At 40.3% G+C, this 15558-nt stretch carries 15 protein-coding genes and 1 tRNA gene; 10 read left to right on the forward strand and 6 right to left on the reverse strand.

The annotated features are described in order from the left end of the window. The first annotated feature begins 10 nt into the window (after window positions 1–10). Genes FA584_RS04305 through FA584_RS04315 form a run of 3 tightly spaced genes read left to right on the forward strand, consistent with a single transcriptional unit; the run spans window position 11 to window position 1867 of the window. Complete coding sequence (locus FA584_RS04305; protein WP_167750330.1) at window positions 11–775, forward strand: class I SAM-dependent methyltransferase; 765 nt, start codon at window positions 11–13, stop codon at window positions 773–775. 41 nt (window positions 776–816) lie between these two features. Continuing rightward, a complete protein-coding gene (locus FA584_RS04310; protein WP_167750331.1) occupies window positions 817–1212 on the forward strand; it encodes an OsmC family protein in 396 nt (131 codons plus the stop codon). Next, window positions 1193–1867: a LysE family translocator gene (locus FA584_RS04315; RefSeq protein WP_228448119.1), complete on the forward strand. Its 675-nt coding sequence runs from the start codon at window positions 1193–1195 to the stop codon at window positions 1865–1867. Before FA584_RS04310 ends, FA584_RS04315 begins: the two co-directional genes overlap by 20 nt. 80 nt (window positions 1868–1947) lie before the next feature. Here the strand turns inward: FA584_RS04315 and FA584_RS04320 are convergent, their stop codons facing one another. After that, on the reverse strand, window positions 1948–4152 hold the full coding sequence (locus FA584_RS04320; protein ID WP_167750332.1) for a PAS domain S-box protein: 2205 nt from the start codon (window positions 4150–4152) through the stop codon (window positions 1948–1950). Between the two features lie 122 nt (window positions 4153–4274). Next, window positions 4275–5882: a methyl-accepting chemotaxis protein gene (locus FA584_RS04325; protein ID WP_167750333.1), complete on the reverse strand. Its 1608-nt coding sequence runs from the start codon at window positions 5880–5882 to the stop codon at window positions 4275–4277. Between the two features lie 522 nt (window positions 5883–6404). Between FA584_RS04325 and FA584_RS14425 the strand changes: the two genes are divergently transcribed. Next, window positions 6405–6557 carry a hypothetical protein gene (locus tag FA584_RS14425; RefSeq protein ID WP_228448594.1) on the forward strand — a complete coding sequence of 51 codons (153 nt, stop codon included), beginning with the start codon at window positions 6405–6407 and terminating at the stop codon, window positions 6555–6557. Window positions 6558–6585: 28 nt separating this feature from the next. On the opposite strand, the gene FA584_RS04335 is transcribed toward FA584_RS14425, so the two are convergent. Next, complete coding sequence (locus FA584_RS04335) at window positions 6586–7296, reverse strand: YebC/PmpR family DNA-binding transcriptional regulator (protein WP_096046167.1); 711 nt, start codon at window positions 7294–7296, stop codon at window positions 6586–6588. Window positions 7297–7417: 121 nt separating this feature from the next. Between FA584_RS04335 and FA584_RS04340 the strand changes: the two genes are divergently transcribed. From FA584_RS04340 to FA584_RS04360, 5 genes are all read left to right on the forward strand, one after another. Further along, window positions 7418–8014 carry a lactate utilization protein gene (locus FA584_RS04340; protein ID WP_167750334.1) on the forward strand — a complete coding sequence of 199 codons (597 nt, stop codon included), beginning with the start codon at window positions 7418–7420 and terminating at the stop codon, window positions 8012–8014. A gap of 177 nt (window positions 8015–8191) precedes the next feature. Continuing rightward, window positions 8192–9133 carry a TAXI family TRAP transporter solute-binding subunit gene (locus tag FA584_RS04345; protein WP_167750335.1) on the forward strand — a complete coding sequence of 314 codons (942 nt, stop codon included), beginning with the start codon at window positions 8192–8194 and terminating at the stop codon, window positions 9131–9133. Between the two features lie 20 nt (window positions 9134–9153). Further along, window positions 9154–11220: a TRAP transporter permease gene (locus FA584_RS04350; protein ID WP_167750336.1), complete on the forward strand. Its 2067-nt coding sequence runs from the start codon at window positions 9154–9156 to the stop codon at window positions 11218–11220. 11 nt (window positions 11221–11231) lie between these two features. Continuing rightward, window positions 11232–11594 (forward strand): DUF1850 domain-containing protein, encoded by a 363-nt coding sequence (locus FA584_RS04355; RefSeq protein WP_167750337.1) that lies wholly within the window; start codon window positions 11232–11234, stop codon window positions 11592–11594. Between the two features lie 34 nt (window positions 11595–11628). Next, window positions 11629–12462, forward strand: coding sequence for a YitT family protein (locus FA584_RS04360; RefSeq protein ID WP_228448121.1), 834 nt, complete (start codon window positions 11629–11631; stop codon window positions 12460–12462). Here FA584_RS04360 and FA584_RS04365 read toward each other — a convergent pair. The 3 genes from FA584_RS04365 to groES form a co-directional block, all read right to left on the reverse strand. Then, window positions 12459–13181 (reverse strand): hypothetical protein, encoded by a 723-nt coding sequence (locus FA584_RS04365; protein ID WP_228448595.1) that lies wholly within the window; start codon window positions 13179–13181, stop codon window positions 12459–12461. The genes FA584_RS04360 and FA584_RS04365 overlap by 4 nt on opposite strands. Window positions 13182–13303: 122 nt before the next feature. Continuing rightward, complete coding sequence (gene groL / locus FA584_RS04370) at window positions 13304–14944, reverse strand: chaperonin GroEL (protein WP_096046174.1); 1641 nt, start codon at window positions 14942–14944, stop codon at window positions 13304–13306. Between the two features lie 26 nt (window positions 14945–14970). Continuing rightward, the gene (gene groES, locus FA584_RS04375) at window positions 14971–15237 is read right to left on the reverse strand and encodes a co-chaperone GroES (protein ID WP_167750340.1); all 267 of its coding nucleotides are present in this window, start codon (window positions 15235–15237) and stop codon (window positions 14971–14973) included. 211 nt (window positions 15238–15448) lie between these two features. Between groES and FA584_RS04380 the strand changes: the two genes are divergently transcribed. Further along, window positions 15449–15525: transfer RNA gene (locus FA584_RS04380), tRNA-Met, on the forward strand. Window positions 15526–15558: the final 33 nt, after the last annotated feature.

Here is a 15558-nt window from a genome sequence, read left to right on the forward strand (position 1 = left end):
GGAGAAAATGATGAGTGGACAATGGAAAGCAGATGCCTACGCGGCAAATTCAAAAGGGCAAGCGGTTTGGGCGCACGAGTTAATTGAAAAGATGGAGCTTATGGGTGATGAATCCATTTTGGATATTGGATGTGGCGATGGAAAGATTACGGATACGCTCAGTCGCCGCACCCGTAGTGAAGTGGTTGGCATTGACTTTAGTGATGAGATGATCGCGTATGCTAAAGCGTCTTTTTCAAAGCCTACATTTATGCAGATGGACGCACAAGCTCTAAGCTTTAACGAGCGTTTTGATGTGGTGTTTTCCAATGCCGCGTTGCACTGGGCAAAAGACCATCACGCCATTTTAGAAGGTATCTATCAAGCGCTAAAGCCAAAGGGCAGAGCGATTTTACAGATGGGAGGAGCGGGGAATGGCGAAAAAGTGTTTGAAGCCTTCACCCAAATTCTTCCAGACTATGCAGCATATTTCGGAAGATTTGAGTCACCTTATACCTTTCATTCGGACATTACGTACGAGGCATTGTTAAACAGTATAGGTTTTAGTACGCATCAAGCGCATTTAGTGTTTAAAGATATGGTACATGAAAATCTTAAAGCATTTCGCGGTTGGCTTGAAACCGCGTGGTTTCCATTTATCAATCCTGTGCCACATGCGCTCAAAGAGACATTTGTTGAGGCGTGGATAGAGGCGTATAGTGCGCTTTGCCCACCCGATCATGAGGGTAGAGTGCATGTGGGTATGATGCGCCTTGAAGTGCAATTGAGCAAGTAAAAACGTTTACATGTAAAGATAAGGATTCAAAGGATGAAGCGATGATGATCAGTGAAAGTCAACACGAAAAGTATCTCACACGTTTTACCAATGGTATGTTAAGTGCCTACGCCGATACGACAAAAAATAAAGGAGGTTTAGAGCAAGGCTTTAGACCTCATGAACTCTTGGAAGCGGCGTTGGCGTGTTGTATGAATATGTCACTTAGAATGAATGCCGAAAAACTTTGTATTCCCCTTAAAGAGGTGAAAGTGCAGGTTTCTTTAAATCGAGAAAACTCTGAGCAGTCAACATTTGAATACAGTGTATCGTTTGGAGAATCACTCTTATATGAAGACGAACAAAAACTATTGAGAGCGCTTGAGTGTAGTTCGGTTCGTTCGACATTATCAAAGCCATTAGCGTTTAAGCTCGTCAATGAAAAAGCGAATCTGTGATAAAATCGTTCTACTCTTTTACTCTAAAGGTCGTGTCATGATAAGTGTTGAATTTTTGATTACCGCTTTAATTGTAGTACTAATTCCTGGTACGGGCGTTCTTTTTACGATTTCCACGGGATTAGCGCAAGGGAAAAAAGCGAGTATGTATGCGGCTCTTGGGTGTACAGCAGGGATTGTTCCGCATCTTTTAGCGACGATTTTTGGGCTTGCGGCTATTATGCACACGAGTGCCCTCGCATTTGAAATTCTAAAAATTGCGGGGGTTATGTATCTGTTTTATCTGGCGGTTATGACATGGAGGGACAAGGGTGGTTTTGAAACAGAGGCGATTTCAGCGCGCACCAGTGCTTTTTCGCTAGCGTCTAAAGCATTTTTACTGAACATCCTCAATCCCAAATTAACGATTTTCTTTTTAGCTTTTTTACCGCAATTTATTGCACCAGAGACACCATCGCCAGTGTTGGATATGATGGTGTTAAGTGTTGTGTTTATGCTAATGACCTTTGGTGTATTTGTTCTCTATGGTCTTTTAGCGCACGTCTTTCGCCAGCGTGTCATAGCGTCACACCGTGTCCAAACATGGCTACGACGTGGGTTTGCATTGACGTTTGCAGGACTTGGTATACAACTAGCTTCTTCTTCACAGAAGTGACGAAAAACTTTACATGTAAAGCTTTGTGAGTTTCGAATGATCGTCTTTCAAAGAGGTCAATACCTCTTTAGCATTCTTAATTAGATAGCATAGGTAAGAGCATCTTTAAGACTATCGCGGATGGCTAAAAAATCCTCTTTAGCATTCAGGAAAAGATCAACAATTTGCGGATCAAAATGTTTTCCACGCTCATTTTCAAAAAATTCAAAAATAGCCGCATCTTCCCATGCTTTTTTATAACAACGGTCATGGCTCAGAGCATCAAAAACATCGGCAACACTCACAATGCGTGCATAGAGATGAATCTCTGTGCCTTTAAGATTCATGGGATAGCCTGAACCATCGTATTTTTCATGGTGCTCTTTAGCAATGGTCGCGGCTGCTTTAAGGAGTGGTCGCGTAGAGTTTTGTAAAATGGTGTAGCCAATCATCGAGTGTGTACGCATAACCGTCCACTCTTCGTCGCTTAAAGAACCTGGTTTATGTAAAATAGCATCGGGAATCCCCACTTTTCCTATATCGTGCATAGGTGAAGCTGATGCGATGAGGTCGGATTCTTTTTTATCAAGACCGTATTTTTGAGCTAATAGGTGAGAATAGGCCGCGACACGCCTGACATGATTGCCTGTCTCTTTACTGCGGCTTTCTGCAATCTCGCCCATGCAGTAAATAACCTCTTGTTGCGTTGCTTCAAGCTCTACATGTAAGGTAATGATTTCGCTGACATCACGCCGTATTGCCATATATTCTAAAGGGGTATTGTTCTTGTTGAAAATCGGTAATATCGTTGAATAAACCCAATACGCTTGACCATTTTTCTTCTGATTTTTCAAAACGCCTTTCCAGACTTTGCCTTTTTTAAGTGTATCCCATAAATCAATAAAGACTTCGTTGGGGGTATCTTTATGGCGAGTAATGTTGTGATTTTTCCCAATGACTTCTGCTTCTTTAAAACCGGTTGTTTTATAGAAATTTTCATTGGCAAAGGTGATGTTACCATCCAAATCCGTACGCGTCAGGATGGTACTTTTATTGATGGCATTTTCATATTGTTTGGACATATGGTACGCATCTTCAAAGTTCTTTTCAGAAATTTTAAGTTGATTTTGAAGAGAGTCATGAATTTCACGCACATTGCTAATATCGGTTCGAATGCTAATGAATTCAACAATGTTGCCATTGTGGTCAACAATGGGATTAATCACCGCATTGACCCAATACGCGGTACCATCTTTGCGTCTATTTTTGACCACACCTTCCCACTTTTCACCTTTTAAAAGAGTGTCCCACATCTGTTTAAACGTCTCTTTGGGCACACTTGGGTGACGCACAATGCTATGCGGTTGTCCTATTAGCTCTTCATAACGATAGCCTGAGATTTTACAAAATTTATCATTGGCATAGGTGATAATGCCTTCTTTATTGGTCTTTGAGACAATCGTACTGCGATCAACCGCATTTTTATACTCTTGTAAAATCGTTTTTTGATAGAAATTTTCTTTGGTTTTTCGCCCAAAATCAATCCAATAATCGACTTTTTGTAAAAGCTCTTCTTCAATAAAAGGCTTATGAAAAAACTCATTAGCACCTTGCTTAATAAGCTTTCTCACCGTATGCGCATTGTACTGTTCTGTAAGAATAAAAATAGGGATGTGCATACTTTGGGGCATAGATCGAAACTCTACTAAAATGGCTTCGCCCATAGCGTTTGAAGAGGAAAAATCAAGGATTATAAGATCAAAGGGTGTGTTTTTGAGGAGCCCTTGCGCACTGGGACTATCATATGCAATCTCTACGTGATAGTTTAACGGTTCTAAAAGTTCTTGAATATGCTGTGCACTTGTAGGTGAATCGTCAATGACTAAAATGGAGTTGGTTGTATTTTTTAAAAGGGCTTTCATGGTTCTATCAATCTCTTGACCCACAAATGAAAGGGGGGAAGTTTTACACAAATAGCCTAAAACACCATAGTGCGCCCACTCATCACATTGTTGGGTTGTAGCATCGGACGTATAAACAAGAATCTTATGTTTTTCAAAAATATGAAGATTTTGTAAAATAAGCTCCCCTTCACCATCGGGAAGTGTGAGATCTAAAACAATCAAGTCAAAGGATAAAAAAGTGAGAAGTTCTATCGCTGCGTGTAATGTGTTCGCATGTCGTATTGTGTAACCCAAAGTTTTGAGTTCTTTTTGAAGCATTTTTGAAAACATTCGTGAATGATCAATGATAAGAATTGAGCCAACATTGGCTTCCTTTTGAATTGATTTTAGGTCAATTGTCATAAACATTCCTCATAAAACATTAAAGATAGAAAGCAATCAAATAGGATCAAACGATCATTTGTCAATACGTTTACATGTAAAGTAAGGAGGCTTTCCTTTCTTTACATGTAAAAAATATAATTCTACTGAAACTGTCCTAATTTTAGATTGAGATTTTCGGCCAATTTAGAGAGATGATCCGCAGCAGAGGCGATTTCTTCAACACTTCTCGCATTTTCACTGGTAATGGAGTTGATGTTGGTGACAAGGTCAACAATTTTATCCGTATCTTTTGCAATTTGATGCGAATTATTAGCACTAATAGTGACAGATTCCACGCTCTCGTTCATAACCGAAGTTGTGCTAATAATGCTCTCTTCCACATTGATGGAAACAGAAGCTAATCGCCTGATATTTTGAGCATTCTTGGTCATCTTATCGGAGGAATCGATAATGGATTGAACAATAATATTGATGGTTGCATTAATCTCTTGTAAACTTCGCTGTGTGCGTTCAGCCAACTTTCGGACTTCATCGGCAACCACGGCAAAACCACGTCCATGCTCACCTGCACGTGCCGCTTCAATCGCCGCATTGAGTGCCAGTAAGTTGGTTTGATCAGCAATATCAGAAATGACCGTTAAAATTTCTTTAACCTGTTCTGCATCTTTGCTCATTTGCTCTAATTGTCCTGCTAAAGTTGTTTCTGCTTCACTGGCAAGTTCCACATCGTCTTTCAACATAATGACCTCTTTCTTCGCTGATTCCAGTTTATCTCCAGCAAGTTCAATACTTTTTTTCATCTCTTCTGAGAGAATAGCCGTTTCTTGAACAAACTTTTTAATGGTGACAATCTCTTCAATCGTATTATTGACAATCACGGTGCTGTTTTCAGCATTACGCCCAATTTGCATACTGGTGGTTGAGAGTTCATGAGAAACAGAAGCATTTTCAGACGATGAATGTTTGACATCATCAATAATGGTTTCTAGGGTATCGACTAAACTATTAAAGCTATTGACGATCTCTTGAATCTCATTGTTTTTGCCATATTTTATTCTAAACTTGAGCTCTTTATTTTGAACAAAGCCTGAGATGCCATCACGAATAAGGAAGACTCCATTCATGATGTTATTGCGTATGATAATGACAAGAACAATGACAGCAAGCGTGACCATCAGGGATAAACCTATCATGATGGTTGTTGCACTACTTTTGGCACTCATTGCTTCTTTGGCATCATTTTGAGCTAAAGTTTGGTTATATGCCATGTGCGCTTCAAGTGTTTTTACCATATCACCAACGATTGAGCCATGATCGTAAGCAGATGTTTTTGCTTCAGCATTTTTTCCGTCATCAGAAAGTTTAAAAATTTTATCAACCACGGGAATATAAATAGCCATTATTTCTTGTTCTTTTTTGTAAAATGCTTTGTCTGTATCATCGGAAAGCATGACTTCATATTTCTTAAAATAGGTATCAAAAGAGGCATGATACTCTTTGAATTTTGCTTCAAGTCTTTTTTGTTCATTTCTATCCTCTGTCGCTAGATGTTCCCACATCGTAACACGCATCGTGCTAAAATCCTGTAGCATATTGCCCATTATTAATACGCTAGGTAATGAATTGACATTGCACGTATTTGTCTTTTCGTAGACTTGCTCCATCTTCTGGATACTTATGATAAAAACTGCCCCAATACCTAAAATGGCAATAGCTAATATTGCCATCAACTGTTTTGATATGCTCACAATTGACTCCTTTTGAATTAGTGTATTTTAATTTTTAGTGTAAGTATTAAGGACTTTGTGAGTTTTTTTAATTTTTAGACTAATGTATTGTTTCGCGAAGAGTGAATTTAAAAAATATACTAAATGGATATAATGACCTCTTATCAATACGTTTCACACTAAAATCCCTGCATCATTGCTAATAAAAAAATAATAAACCTAATAATAATAAAACTGCTAAAATTTCGATTTGCATTTATTCTTCCTGAAAATACAAAATAACGAAACAATGATAGAATAAGAATTGATTAAAAATTAATACTACGTGTATTGTAAGCCAATATATAAAATACATCAATGTCCCATGGGACATTGATGCAAAAGAGTTATCAAAGTAAACTCATAAAAAAGTCTACCTATGTCAGGAACTGTTTAGAAAGAGCAAGAAGGTCATGAATTCATATGATGCTGAAGCAATTCATGCTCAAATACGCCATAATGTAAAGCTATTGAGAGAAAAAAAGAGGTAAAAGTCAGCTTGAGATGGCTTTGGCGATTGGACATTCTTCAGCAGCATTTTATGCCAAGGCGGAGCTTGGTATCCAGCATAAAAAATTTAATGTTGAGCACTTATGTAAAATTGCTAATGTATTGGAAGTCGATATTTGTGATTTTTTTAAAAATATGGAGGAGTAGGGCTTTACATGTAAAGCCCTTGGAAAGGTTATCCGATGTTGGTATAAACGGCTTGTACGTCGTCATCATCTTCGATTTTTTCGATGATTTTTTCGACATCAACCATTTGTTCTTCCGTAAAAGTGATAGGTGTGTTTGCAATGCGCTCTAGGTTTGCTTTGGTTAAGCTAATTCCAAGACGATCAAATGCGGCAGAAAGTGTTCCAAAATTGGTGTAGTCAGCATAAACCAGTACCACGCCATCTTCTTCCTCAATCTCTTCAAGACCTGCATCAATCAGTTCAAGTTCTAATTCTTCAATGTCCATATTTGCAGTCTTAGCAAACTCAAAAACAGCCTTACGAGAGAACATAAACTCCAATGAGCCATTATTAAGCATCTCACCGCCCGCTTTTTTAAAGGCACTTTTGATGTTAGCGACTGAGCGAGTATTGTTGTCCGTTGCACACTCGACAAAAAAGAGTGAACCATGCGGTCCTTTGCCTTCAAACGTAACTTCATTCAGGGTCTGTGCATCTTTGCCAAGCGCTCGTTTAATCGCGGCATCGATGTTGTCTTTAGGCATATTTTCCGCTTTAGCATTGAGGATAGCCGTGCGGAGTTTTGCATTACTCTCAGGGTCTCCACCGCCTTCTTTAGCCGCCATCATGATCGTACGGCCCAGTCTTGGAAATACGCGTGACATATTTCCCCATCGTTTCATTTTCGCTGCTTTTCGGTATTCAAACGCTCTTCCCATAGGGGTCAATTCCTTGTATGATATTCTAAATAGTGCATTATTATAGCTTGTTTAACCCTTGTTTAAAATAAGAGTTTTTTCTATAATGCTTCAGCACTTCATGCATTCAAAGGATAGTAGAATGGAAAATCTCAAAAAAATTTACAAGAAACATGGGTTTGAACTCATTTGTGTTCCCACAAAAGAGGAAGCACTTAGTGTTGCGATGAGTTTCATTAAACCGCATATGAGTATAGGTTTGGGTGGATCAACGACAGTGAAAGAGGTAGGTTTGTACGATCATGTTACTTCTCGTAAGGATATTACACTTTTTAATCAGTACGAATCTGGAATTAGTATGGAAGAGAATAGCAATCGTAGACACAAAGGAATACTGGCTGACTTGTATATTACGAGTACAAACGCACTGACTAAAAACGGTGAGCTTGTCAATGCCGATGGCAGTGGAAACCGAGTCGCAGCACAGATTTTTGGACCTAAAAAGGTGTTAATTATCGCAGGAGTCAATAAACTGGTTGAAAATGTGGAAGAGGGCTTTAAGCGTATTCATGATGTGGCAAGTCCTAAGAATATTGAACGTATCAATAATCTTGCCATTAGCATGGGAAAAGAACCTCGCTATAACATCAATAATATTGGTAAAAAATTCACGTATATCAATGGTGATGATGAAGGTCGTACCACGATTATTTTAGTGGATGAAGTGCTTGGCTATTAAAATGTTTCTATACGAAGCATTTTACATATACTAAACGGGTATTTTTGTTAGATTCTCCAAGGAAATTTGCATTAACGTAAAATTATAAGAAGTTTATTAAGCTCCTATCGTTAGGATAAGACAAATAGGGCTTAATAACTCATTTTTGTAATATTAAAATTTCATAAGGAGTCATCAATGAGAAGATCACTTTTGGTAAGTGCGGCAGCGGTGTGTCTTGGGGCATCTCTCTATGGGGCAGAGTTTATCAACGTTTTGACGGGTGGAACAAGCGGTATTTACTATCCCCTCGGTGTTGCGCTTTCTCAAATGTATGCTAAAGCAATTCCCGATTCTAAAACAGCGGTTCAAGCGACAAAAGCCAGTGTTGAAAACCTCAATCTCCTTCAAGCAGGGCGCGGTGAAGTTGCGATCTCTTTAGGCGACTCTTTTTCGGATGCGTACAAAGGTGATGTTGATGCTGGTTTTAAAGCTCCCCTTTCTAAACTTCGTACTATTAGTGCTTTATATCCTAACTACATTCATTTTGTTGCAGCAGCCGATTCGGGTATTAAATCGTTTGCAGATATTAAAGGAAAACGTATCTCTGTGGGTGCACCAAAATCAGGCACCGCATTAAATTCTAAAAAGATTTTAGAAGCTGCAGGGATTAAATACGAAGATTTTTCTAAAGTTGAGTACCTCTCCTATGCTGAGTCTGTAGAACTTATGAAAAACAGACAACTGGATGTCACTTTACTCTCATCAGGTGCGGGTGTTGCAGCCCTTCGTGATCTTGCAACTTCACAAAAAGTCGTCTTTTTGAGTATTCCTGAAGAGATCGTAAAAAAAATTGACGATCCTGCGTATCAAGTAGGCATTATTCCCGCCAATACCTATGAAGGCCAAACAAGCGATGTTCAAACTATTTCTGTTCAAAATTTCCTTGTAACTCATTCAGGGGTATCTGAAAAAACGGTTTATACCATGACAAAAACAATGTTTGAAAACTTAGACCAGATGGTAGCAGCACATGCCGCAGCTAAAGGAATTAGTCTTGCGAATGCGGCTAAAAATCCTCCGGCACCTTTGCATCCTGGTGCTGAGAAATACTACAAAGAGATGGGAATTATTAAATAAAAATTGTTGAAGGAATCAGTATGTCTGCCTTAGTAACCGAAGAAGTTCACGAAGATACTTCCGATTTTGAAGAGCACGGTCACCAACGCCAACTTATAGGCTGGGCGTCACGGCTAGTGATGTTTGGTGCGCTCGCATTTTCTGCCTATCAGATATCTGTTGCAGCATTTCATCCGTTTTCGAGTTTGATTATTAGAGCTTTACATGTAAGCTTTTTGATGTTTCTTATCTTTATGCTTTATCCCGCTACCTCAAAGGGACGTACACAGAAAAGTATCCCTTGGTATGACCTTTTACTCGCACTTCTTGGCTTTGCGCTTGGTTTTTACCATTTGGTTTTTGAAGCAGACCTCATTGAGCGTTCAGGCGATCCGACAACCGCCGATCTCGTCGTTGCAACACTCGCTTCACTGTTGGTATTTGAAGCGGCACGCCGTGTAGTGGGGTTTGCTTTAACGCTGGTATGTGGACTCTTTTTGGCATATGGATTTTTTGGGCAGTATTTGCCTCTTTCCATTGCACACCGTGGATTTGGTTTTGATCAAATTGTGAGTCAACTCTACCTTGGAAGCGATGGCATTTTAGGGACACCTACATTGGTTTCTGCTACCTATATCTTTTTGTTCATTCTTTTTGGCACGTTTTTGGAAAATGCGGGCATGATTCGTCTTTTTAATGCGCTTGCTCTTGGACTCGTAGGTCGCGCACAAGGTGGACCTGCTAAGGTTGCCGTTATCTCTTCTGGACTTATGGGAACCATTTCAGGCTCAGGTGTTGCCAACGTCTTAACCGTAGGGCAATTTACGATTCCATTGATGAAGCGCTTTGGATATAGCTCCGTTTTTTCGGGTGCGGTTGAAGCGACTTCCTCCATGGGTGGACAGATTATGCCTCCGGTTATGGGTGCAGTTGCCTTTATTATGGCAGAGACGTTGAATGTAGCATATTCGGACATTGTTATGGCGGCGATTATTCCTGCTATGTTGTATTACTTTACCGCTTTTTGGATGGTCCATCTTGAAGCAGGACGTTTAAAGCTTTTAGGAATTCCTGCCGATCAATGCCCAAATCCTTGGAAAGAACTCAAAGCAAGCTGGTATTTAGCGCTACCTTTGGCAGCATTGGTTTACATGCTTTTTCATGGTTTTACACCTATGTTTGCAGGTATGATGGGCTTGACACTCACTTCGGTGTTAATCTTAGGAGCGGCTCTTGCCGCACGCATTTCTCAAGTTGCATTGCGTTATGTCTTTTGGATCGCCATTGCCTTTGGAGCATCAACCTTTTTACAATGGGGCATTGTTCCAGTTTTAGGGGTGATTGCTCTTTTGGTTGTCCTTAACTTTGTGGTTCAAGGGGGGCGTGATACGCTTCGTACCATGAAAACGGCGCTGGTTGATGGTGCAAAACAAGCATTGGGCGTGGGAATCGCTTGTGCAATTGTCGGTGTCATCATCGGTGTTTTAACCCTTACGGGTGCTGCATCAAACTTTGCAGGGTTTATTCTTGAAATTGGAGAAAAAAGCCTCTTTCTTTCATTGCTTTTAACGATGGTGGCGTGTTTGATCCTAGGTATGGGCATTCCAACCATTCCTAACTACATTATCACCAGTTCTATCGCGGCACCCGCACTTTTAAAACTGGGTGTTCCTCTTATCGTCAGTCATATGTTTGTCTTTTACTTTGGTATTATGGCAGACCTTACCCCTCCCGTCGCCCTTGCCGCTTTTGCCGCTGCTTCCATTGCGAAAGCTTCTGCTATGAAAATTGGCTTTAAAGCAACACAAATAGCCATTGCAGGGTTTGTTGTGCCGTTTATGGCGGTGTATGATCCTGCTTTAATGCTTCAAGGTGATCCAACGATTATGGCTGTGGTGTATATTGTTATCAAAGCTTTGCTGGCGATTTATCTCTGGGGTTGCGCGGCGATTGGGTATCTGTGGTCACCTCTGCATGTGTATGAGCGTGTGATAGCCGCATGTACGGCGGCGCTCTTGGTAGCGGCACTCCCTGCAACGGATGAAGCTGGATTTGCGTTAGGATTCCTATTTATTGCATGGAATTGGTGGAAAAATCGTAAACGATGATGGCTTTATGTATGAGTTCAGGAGCAGTTACGGTGACACTGTTTCTGAATTCTTTTACCCTTGCATGGATGCATTCCGTTGAGAAGATTCGTTGGGAAGAGCAGTGGAGAATAGAAGGAAACTCTTTACATGTACTCTCTGCAAGCATACGTGGAAGTGGGGCAGGGATGGAACCACCGCTAGATTCTATTTTCAAAGAAGGTGCTTGGCACTACACGCCTCATGTCCCACCCCAAAAAGAACTTAGACTTGCCCATTCACCTTTTACCAAAGAGTATGAACTCTGCTTTGATGAGCGATGTACCCCTTTAAATGAGTTTTTTACTTCGCTTCCTCAAATCGACACTATTGTTCTTGAAGCCTGCGAACGCTAGAATACCGCCACTTTTTACATGTAAGGCAGTTTTTGTGAAATCAGAATTTAAAAATTACAGTTATATCTTTTTAGGCTCACTTTTTTTGAGCTTTGGCGTGGTCTCTTTATTTATTCCCAATGCGTTAGTAACGGGTGGAACATCGGGTATGGCGCTTTTGGGACACTATATTTTTCAACTCCCAGTAGGTGTGTTGATGGTGGCGATTAACGTACCACTGTTGTTCTTAGGCACCAAATATTTTGGCAAACACTTTACGGTTCGAAGTATCATTGCCATTGGGTTTACCTCTTTGTGTATTGACTTCATGGTAGAGTATTTACATGTAAGTGCTCTCAGCCATGATGTGATTTTGGCGGCTATCTTTGGTGGTATTGCGGTAGGTATTGGCTTAGGATTTATTTTAAGCGGCCATGCTTCAGCAGGAGGGTCGACTATCATTGCTAAAATTGTGGCATCCAAAACGAGTATCAAAGCCTCATCGGTGATGTTTTTTATCGATATGCTGATTATTCTCTCTATTGCATTGATCTCCCAAAATATAGACCTAGCCCTTTGGAGTATGGTGAGTATTTATATTAGTGCTAAAAGTATCGACATGTTTTTAACGCGTGGCCCTTCTAAAAAAGTAGTTCATATCGTCTCCACAAAAATCGAAAAGCTCTGCGCTGAGATCGTACTGCATTTAGGCAAAAATGGCACCATTGTGGAAGGTGATGGTATCTATGCGCATGAAAATAAACGTATGATCTTTTTGGTGGTGGAAAATCGTAAAATTCCAACGCTTAAAGAATTGATTCAAAAAGTGGATAACGAGGCATTTATGGTCGTGATGGAAGCATCAGAACTATTGGGGCGTGGACACTAAAACTTACTTTTAATGTTAATACTAAACTGGTCACTTTGTTTATCAATCCCTGTTTTATCGTACGACAAACCAAGGTTGAGTCCTTTGGCAATTTCATTAAGTTGAAAGTTGCTGTAAACACCCGTGTAGGAAAGATTTGTTTGCACCTCATTGGCGATAACATAGCGAGAACCTAGCGTAATGTCTTTTCGAGGCGAATAGTTGACATCAACAGCATAGGCGGCAGTATTGGGTGTGTAATTGTTGGAGCTGAGCACTGAAGAGGTTGGCAAAAGGTGGTCTTTTCCCTCTAGGTCACCGTTGGCACCGCGAGCACCACTCAACACTTTTGAGTAAGCGATATAGCTACCAAAATTCTCATAATTCATTTGCGCTTTGGTTCCAAATGCGTTGGTTGTTTCAAAACCACCTTGCATCAAACTTTGACGGTAGGTGTCAGCATAATAGTTAGCACTCAGTTTATACCCAATATCTTCGGTATTTCCATGGTAAAGAGCTTCTGTGTAGTAGATCGTATTGTCGGTACTGGTTTGATGTGTTTCTGTGGCAAAGGATTGGGTAGCAACTTCCAATTTCAATCCCCCGAGCGGAGCTGTTTGATAATGAAAAAGAATTTTTTGTGTTTTGGTGCTCGAAAAGGGTGTCTCTTCCTCTTCATCACCTTCTTTGTAATTAGAACTAATTTTATGGGTAAGATTGCCATCTAAGAGAGCATCCATAAGCGAATCTGCTGCGAAAAGGGAATGAGATAAAATGATGAGGAAGAAAGTGAATTTTTTCATGGTATGATAAAGCGTAAAGCCACCGAAATGACTTTACATGTAAAGCAGGAGGGAATGAATTACATCATTCCGCCCATGCCTCCCATTCCGCCCATGCCACTCATATCTGGCATTGCAGGAGCTTTGTCCTCTTTCGCATTGGTAATCGTAGCTTCTGTTGTCAACAGTAAGCTTGCAACTGAAACGGCATTTTGAAGCGCAATACGTGAAACTTTAACAGGATCAACGATACCTGCTTCAAACATATCCACATACTCACCCGTTGCAGCATTGAAGCCATAGTTTGCTTTGTTGCTGACAAGAACGTTATTTGCCACAACTCCGGCATCAAAGCCTGCATTTTCAGCAATTTGTTTCAAAGGTGCTTTAAGAGCACGTGTAACGATGTCAGCGCCGATGGCTTCATCACCACTGAGGTTCAGTTTGATTTTGGCGTTTGCAAGTAAGAATGCAGAACCACCACCCACGACGATACCTTCTTCAACCGCTGCTTTGGTTGCTGAGAGTGCATCATCGACACGGTCTTTTTTCTCTTTCATCTCAGTCTCCGTTGAAGCGCCCACTTTAATGACCGCAACACCACCACTGAGTTTCGCTAAACGCTCTTGAAGTTTTTCTTTATCATAATCACTGCTTGTCTCAGCGATTTGTGCTTTAATTTGTCCAACACGAGCATCAATTCTTGCTTTTTCGCCATTGCCATTCACGATGGTTGTATTGTCTTTATCGATCACAATGCGCGCTGCTTGACCAAGATCTGCCAATGTTGCTGCTTCAAGTGTGCGTCCTAGCTCTTCACTGATCACTTCACCACCACTGATAATCGCGATGTCTTCAAGCATTGCTTTTCTTCTATCGCCAAAACCTGGAGCTTTAACCGCAGCAATATTTAAAACACCTCTAAGTTTGTTAACAACAAGGGTAGCCAACGCTTCACCGTCAATGTCTTCAGCGATGATCAGAAGTGGTTTACCTGTTTTTTGAACTTGCTCAAGGACTGGGAGAAGGTCTTTAAGGTTAGAAACTTTTTTGTCAAACAATAAAATAAATGGATGCTCTAAAACGGTTTGCATTTTCTCTGGGTTGGTAACAAAATAAGGAGAGAGGTAACCACGGTCAAACTGCATACCCTCAACAACGTCTAACTCGTCTTGGATACCTTTGGCTTCTTCAACGGTTATAACGCCGTCTTTGCCCACTTTTTCCATAGCTTCAGCGATCAATTCACCGATAACTGTGTCAGAGTTGGCAGAAATCGTTGCAACTTGTGCGATCTCTTTTTTGTCTTTAACAGCTTTTGCCATTTTTTTAAGCTCAGCGATGATCGCTTCAGCCGCTTTGTCCATACCACGTTTGACTTCAACTGGGTTTGCACCTGCAGTGATATTTCTAAGACCTTCTTTAAAAATAGCATGTGCTAAAACCGTTGCAGTCGTTGTACCATCACCTGCTTGATCAGCCGTTTTAGAAGCAACTTCTTTGACCAGTTGTGCGCCCATATTTTCAATCGTATCTTTAAGCTCAACTTCTTTTGCCACAGAAACACCATCTTTGGTGATGCTAGGAGCGCCAAAGCTTTTTTGAATGAGAACATTGCGACCACGTGGTCCCATTGTAACTTTTACAGCATCATTAAGTTTTTTAACACCTTCATAGAGTGCATTACGTGCAGTATCTGAAAATAGAATATCTTTTGCCATGTTTATTTCCTTTGTCTAGTGATTGATTATAAAACGCCTAAAAGGTCGTCAATGTTCATTACAAGGTATGTTTTACCATCTATGGTAAGCTCAGTACCAGCATATTTAGCAAATACTACTTTATCACCAACTGAAACAAGACCTTTCTCTGCAACTTTTGGACTTATCGCTCTAACAATACCGCTTAGAGGTTTTTCCTTAGCATTGTCAGGGATGATAATACCAGAAGCAGTGGTAGTTGCTTCTTCGATTCTTTCAAGAAGCACTCTTTTTCCTAATGGTTTGAAAGTCATTTGTATGTCCTTTTAACTAAAATTTTTAGCACTCGTTTGTTTTGAGTGACAAAATTTTACACAAATATAGTAAAAAAGTCAAGAAAAAAGAGCTTAACGTTTAGTCCTATATACTCAATGTTTTTTAATTTTTTGCATGTTCTTAGAATGGGGCTATAATTAACCAAAGTATAAGTTTGATGACTATATAATGCCAACCTCTTTTAACCATGTCAAGGTAGCTCAGCTGGTTAGAGCGCTGGTCTCATAAGCCGGAGGTCGAGGGTTCGAGTCCCTCTCTTGACACCACTAAAACCCCGATATTACGGACTTCCAAAGACT

It is taken from the genome of Sulfurospirillum diekertiae (assembly GCF_011769985.2).
GTDB classification, from domain to species: Bacteria; Campylobacterota; Campylobacteria; order Campylobacterales; family Sulfurospirillaceae; genus Sulfurospirillum; species Sulfurospirillum diekertiae.

What these genes read in the sequence shown, in the direction of transcription:
- FA584_RS04305 (WP_167750330.1), top strand. Translation starts at nt 11, where the DNA reads ATGAGTGGACAATGGAAAGCAGATGCCTACGCGGCAAATTCAAAAGGG.
- FA584_RS04310 (WP_167750331.1), top strand. Translation starts at nt 817, where the DNA reads ATGATGATCAGTGAAAGTCAACACGAAAAGTATCTCACACGTTTTACC.
- FA584_RS04315 (WP_228448119.1), top strand. Translation starts at nt 1,193, where the DNA reads ATGAAAAAGCGAATCTGTGATAAAATCGTTCTACTCTTTTACTCTAAA.
- FA584_RS04320 (WP_167750332.1), bottom strand. Translation starts at nt 4,152, where the DNA reads ATGACAATTGACCTAAAATCAATTCAAAAGGAAGCCAATGTTGGCTCA.
- FA584_RS14425 (WP_228448594.1), top strand. Translation starts at nt 6,405, where the DNA reads ATGGCTTTGGCGATTGGACATTCTTCAGCAGCATTTTATGCCAAGGCG.
- FA584_RS04335 (WP_096046167.1), bottom strand. Translation starts at nt 7,296, where the DNA reads ATGGGAAGAGCGTTTGAATACCGAAAAGCAGCGAAAATGAAACGATGG.
- FA584_RS04340 (WP_167750334.1), top strand. Translation starts at nt 7,418, where the DNA reads ATGGAAAATCTCAAAAAAATTTACAAGAAACATGGGTTTGAACTCATT.
- FA584_RS04345 (WP_167750335.1), top strand. Translation starts at nt 8,192, where the DNA reads ATGAGAAGATCACTTTTGGTAAGTGCGGCAGCGGTGTGTCTTGGGGCA.
- FA584_RS04350 (WP_167750336.1), top strand. Translation starts at nt 9,154, where the DNA reads ATGTCTGCCTTAGTAACCGAAGAAGTTCACGAAGATACTTCCGATTTT.
- FA584_RS04355 (WP_167750337.1), top strand. Translation starts at nt 11,232, where the DNA reads ATGAGTTCAGGAGCAGTTACGGTGACACTGTTTCTGAATTCTTTTACC.
- FA584_RS04365 (WP_228448595.1), bottom strand. Translation starts at nt 13,181, where the DNA reads ATGGATGCTCTCTTAGATGGCAATCTTACCCATAAAATTAGTTCTAAT.
- groL (WP_096046174.1), bottom strand. Translation starts at nt 14,944, where the DNA reads ATGGCAAAAGATATTCTATTTTCAGATACTGCACGTAATGCACTCTAT.
- groES (WP_167750340.1), bottom strand. Translation starts at nt 15,237, where the DNA reads ATGACTTTCAAACCATTAGGAAAAAGAGTGCTTCTTGAAAGAATCGAA.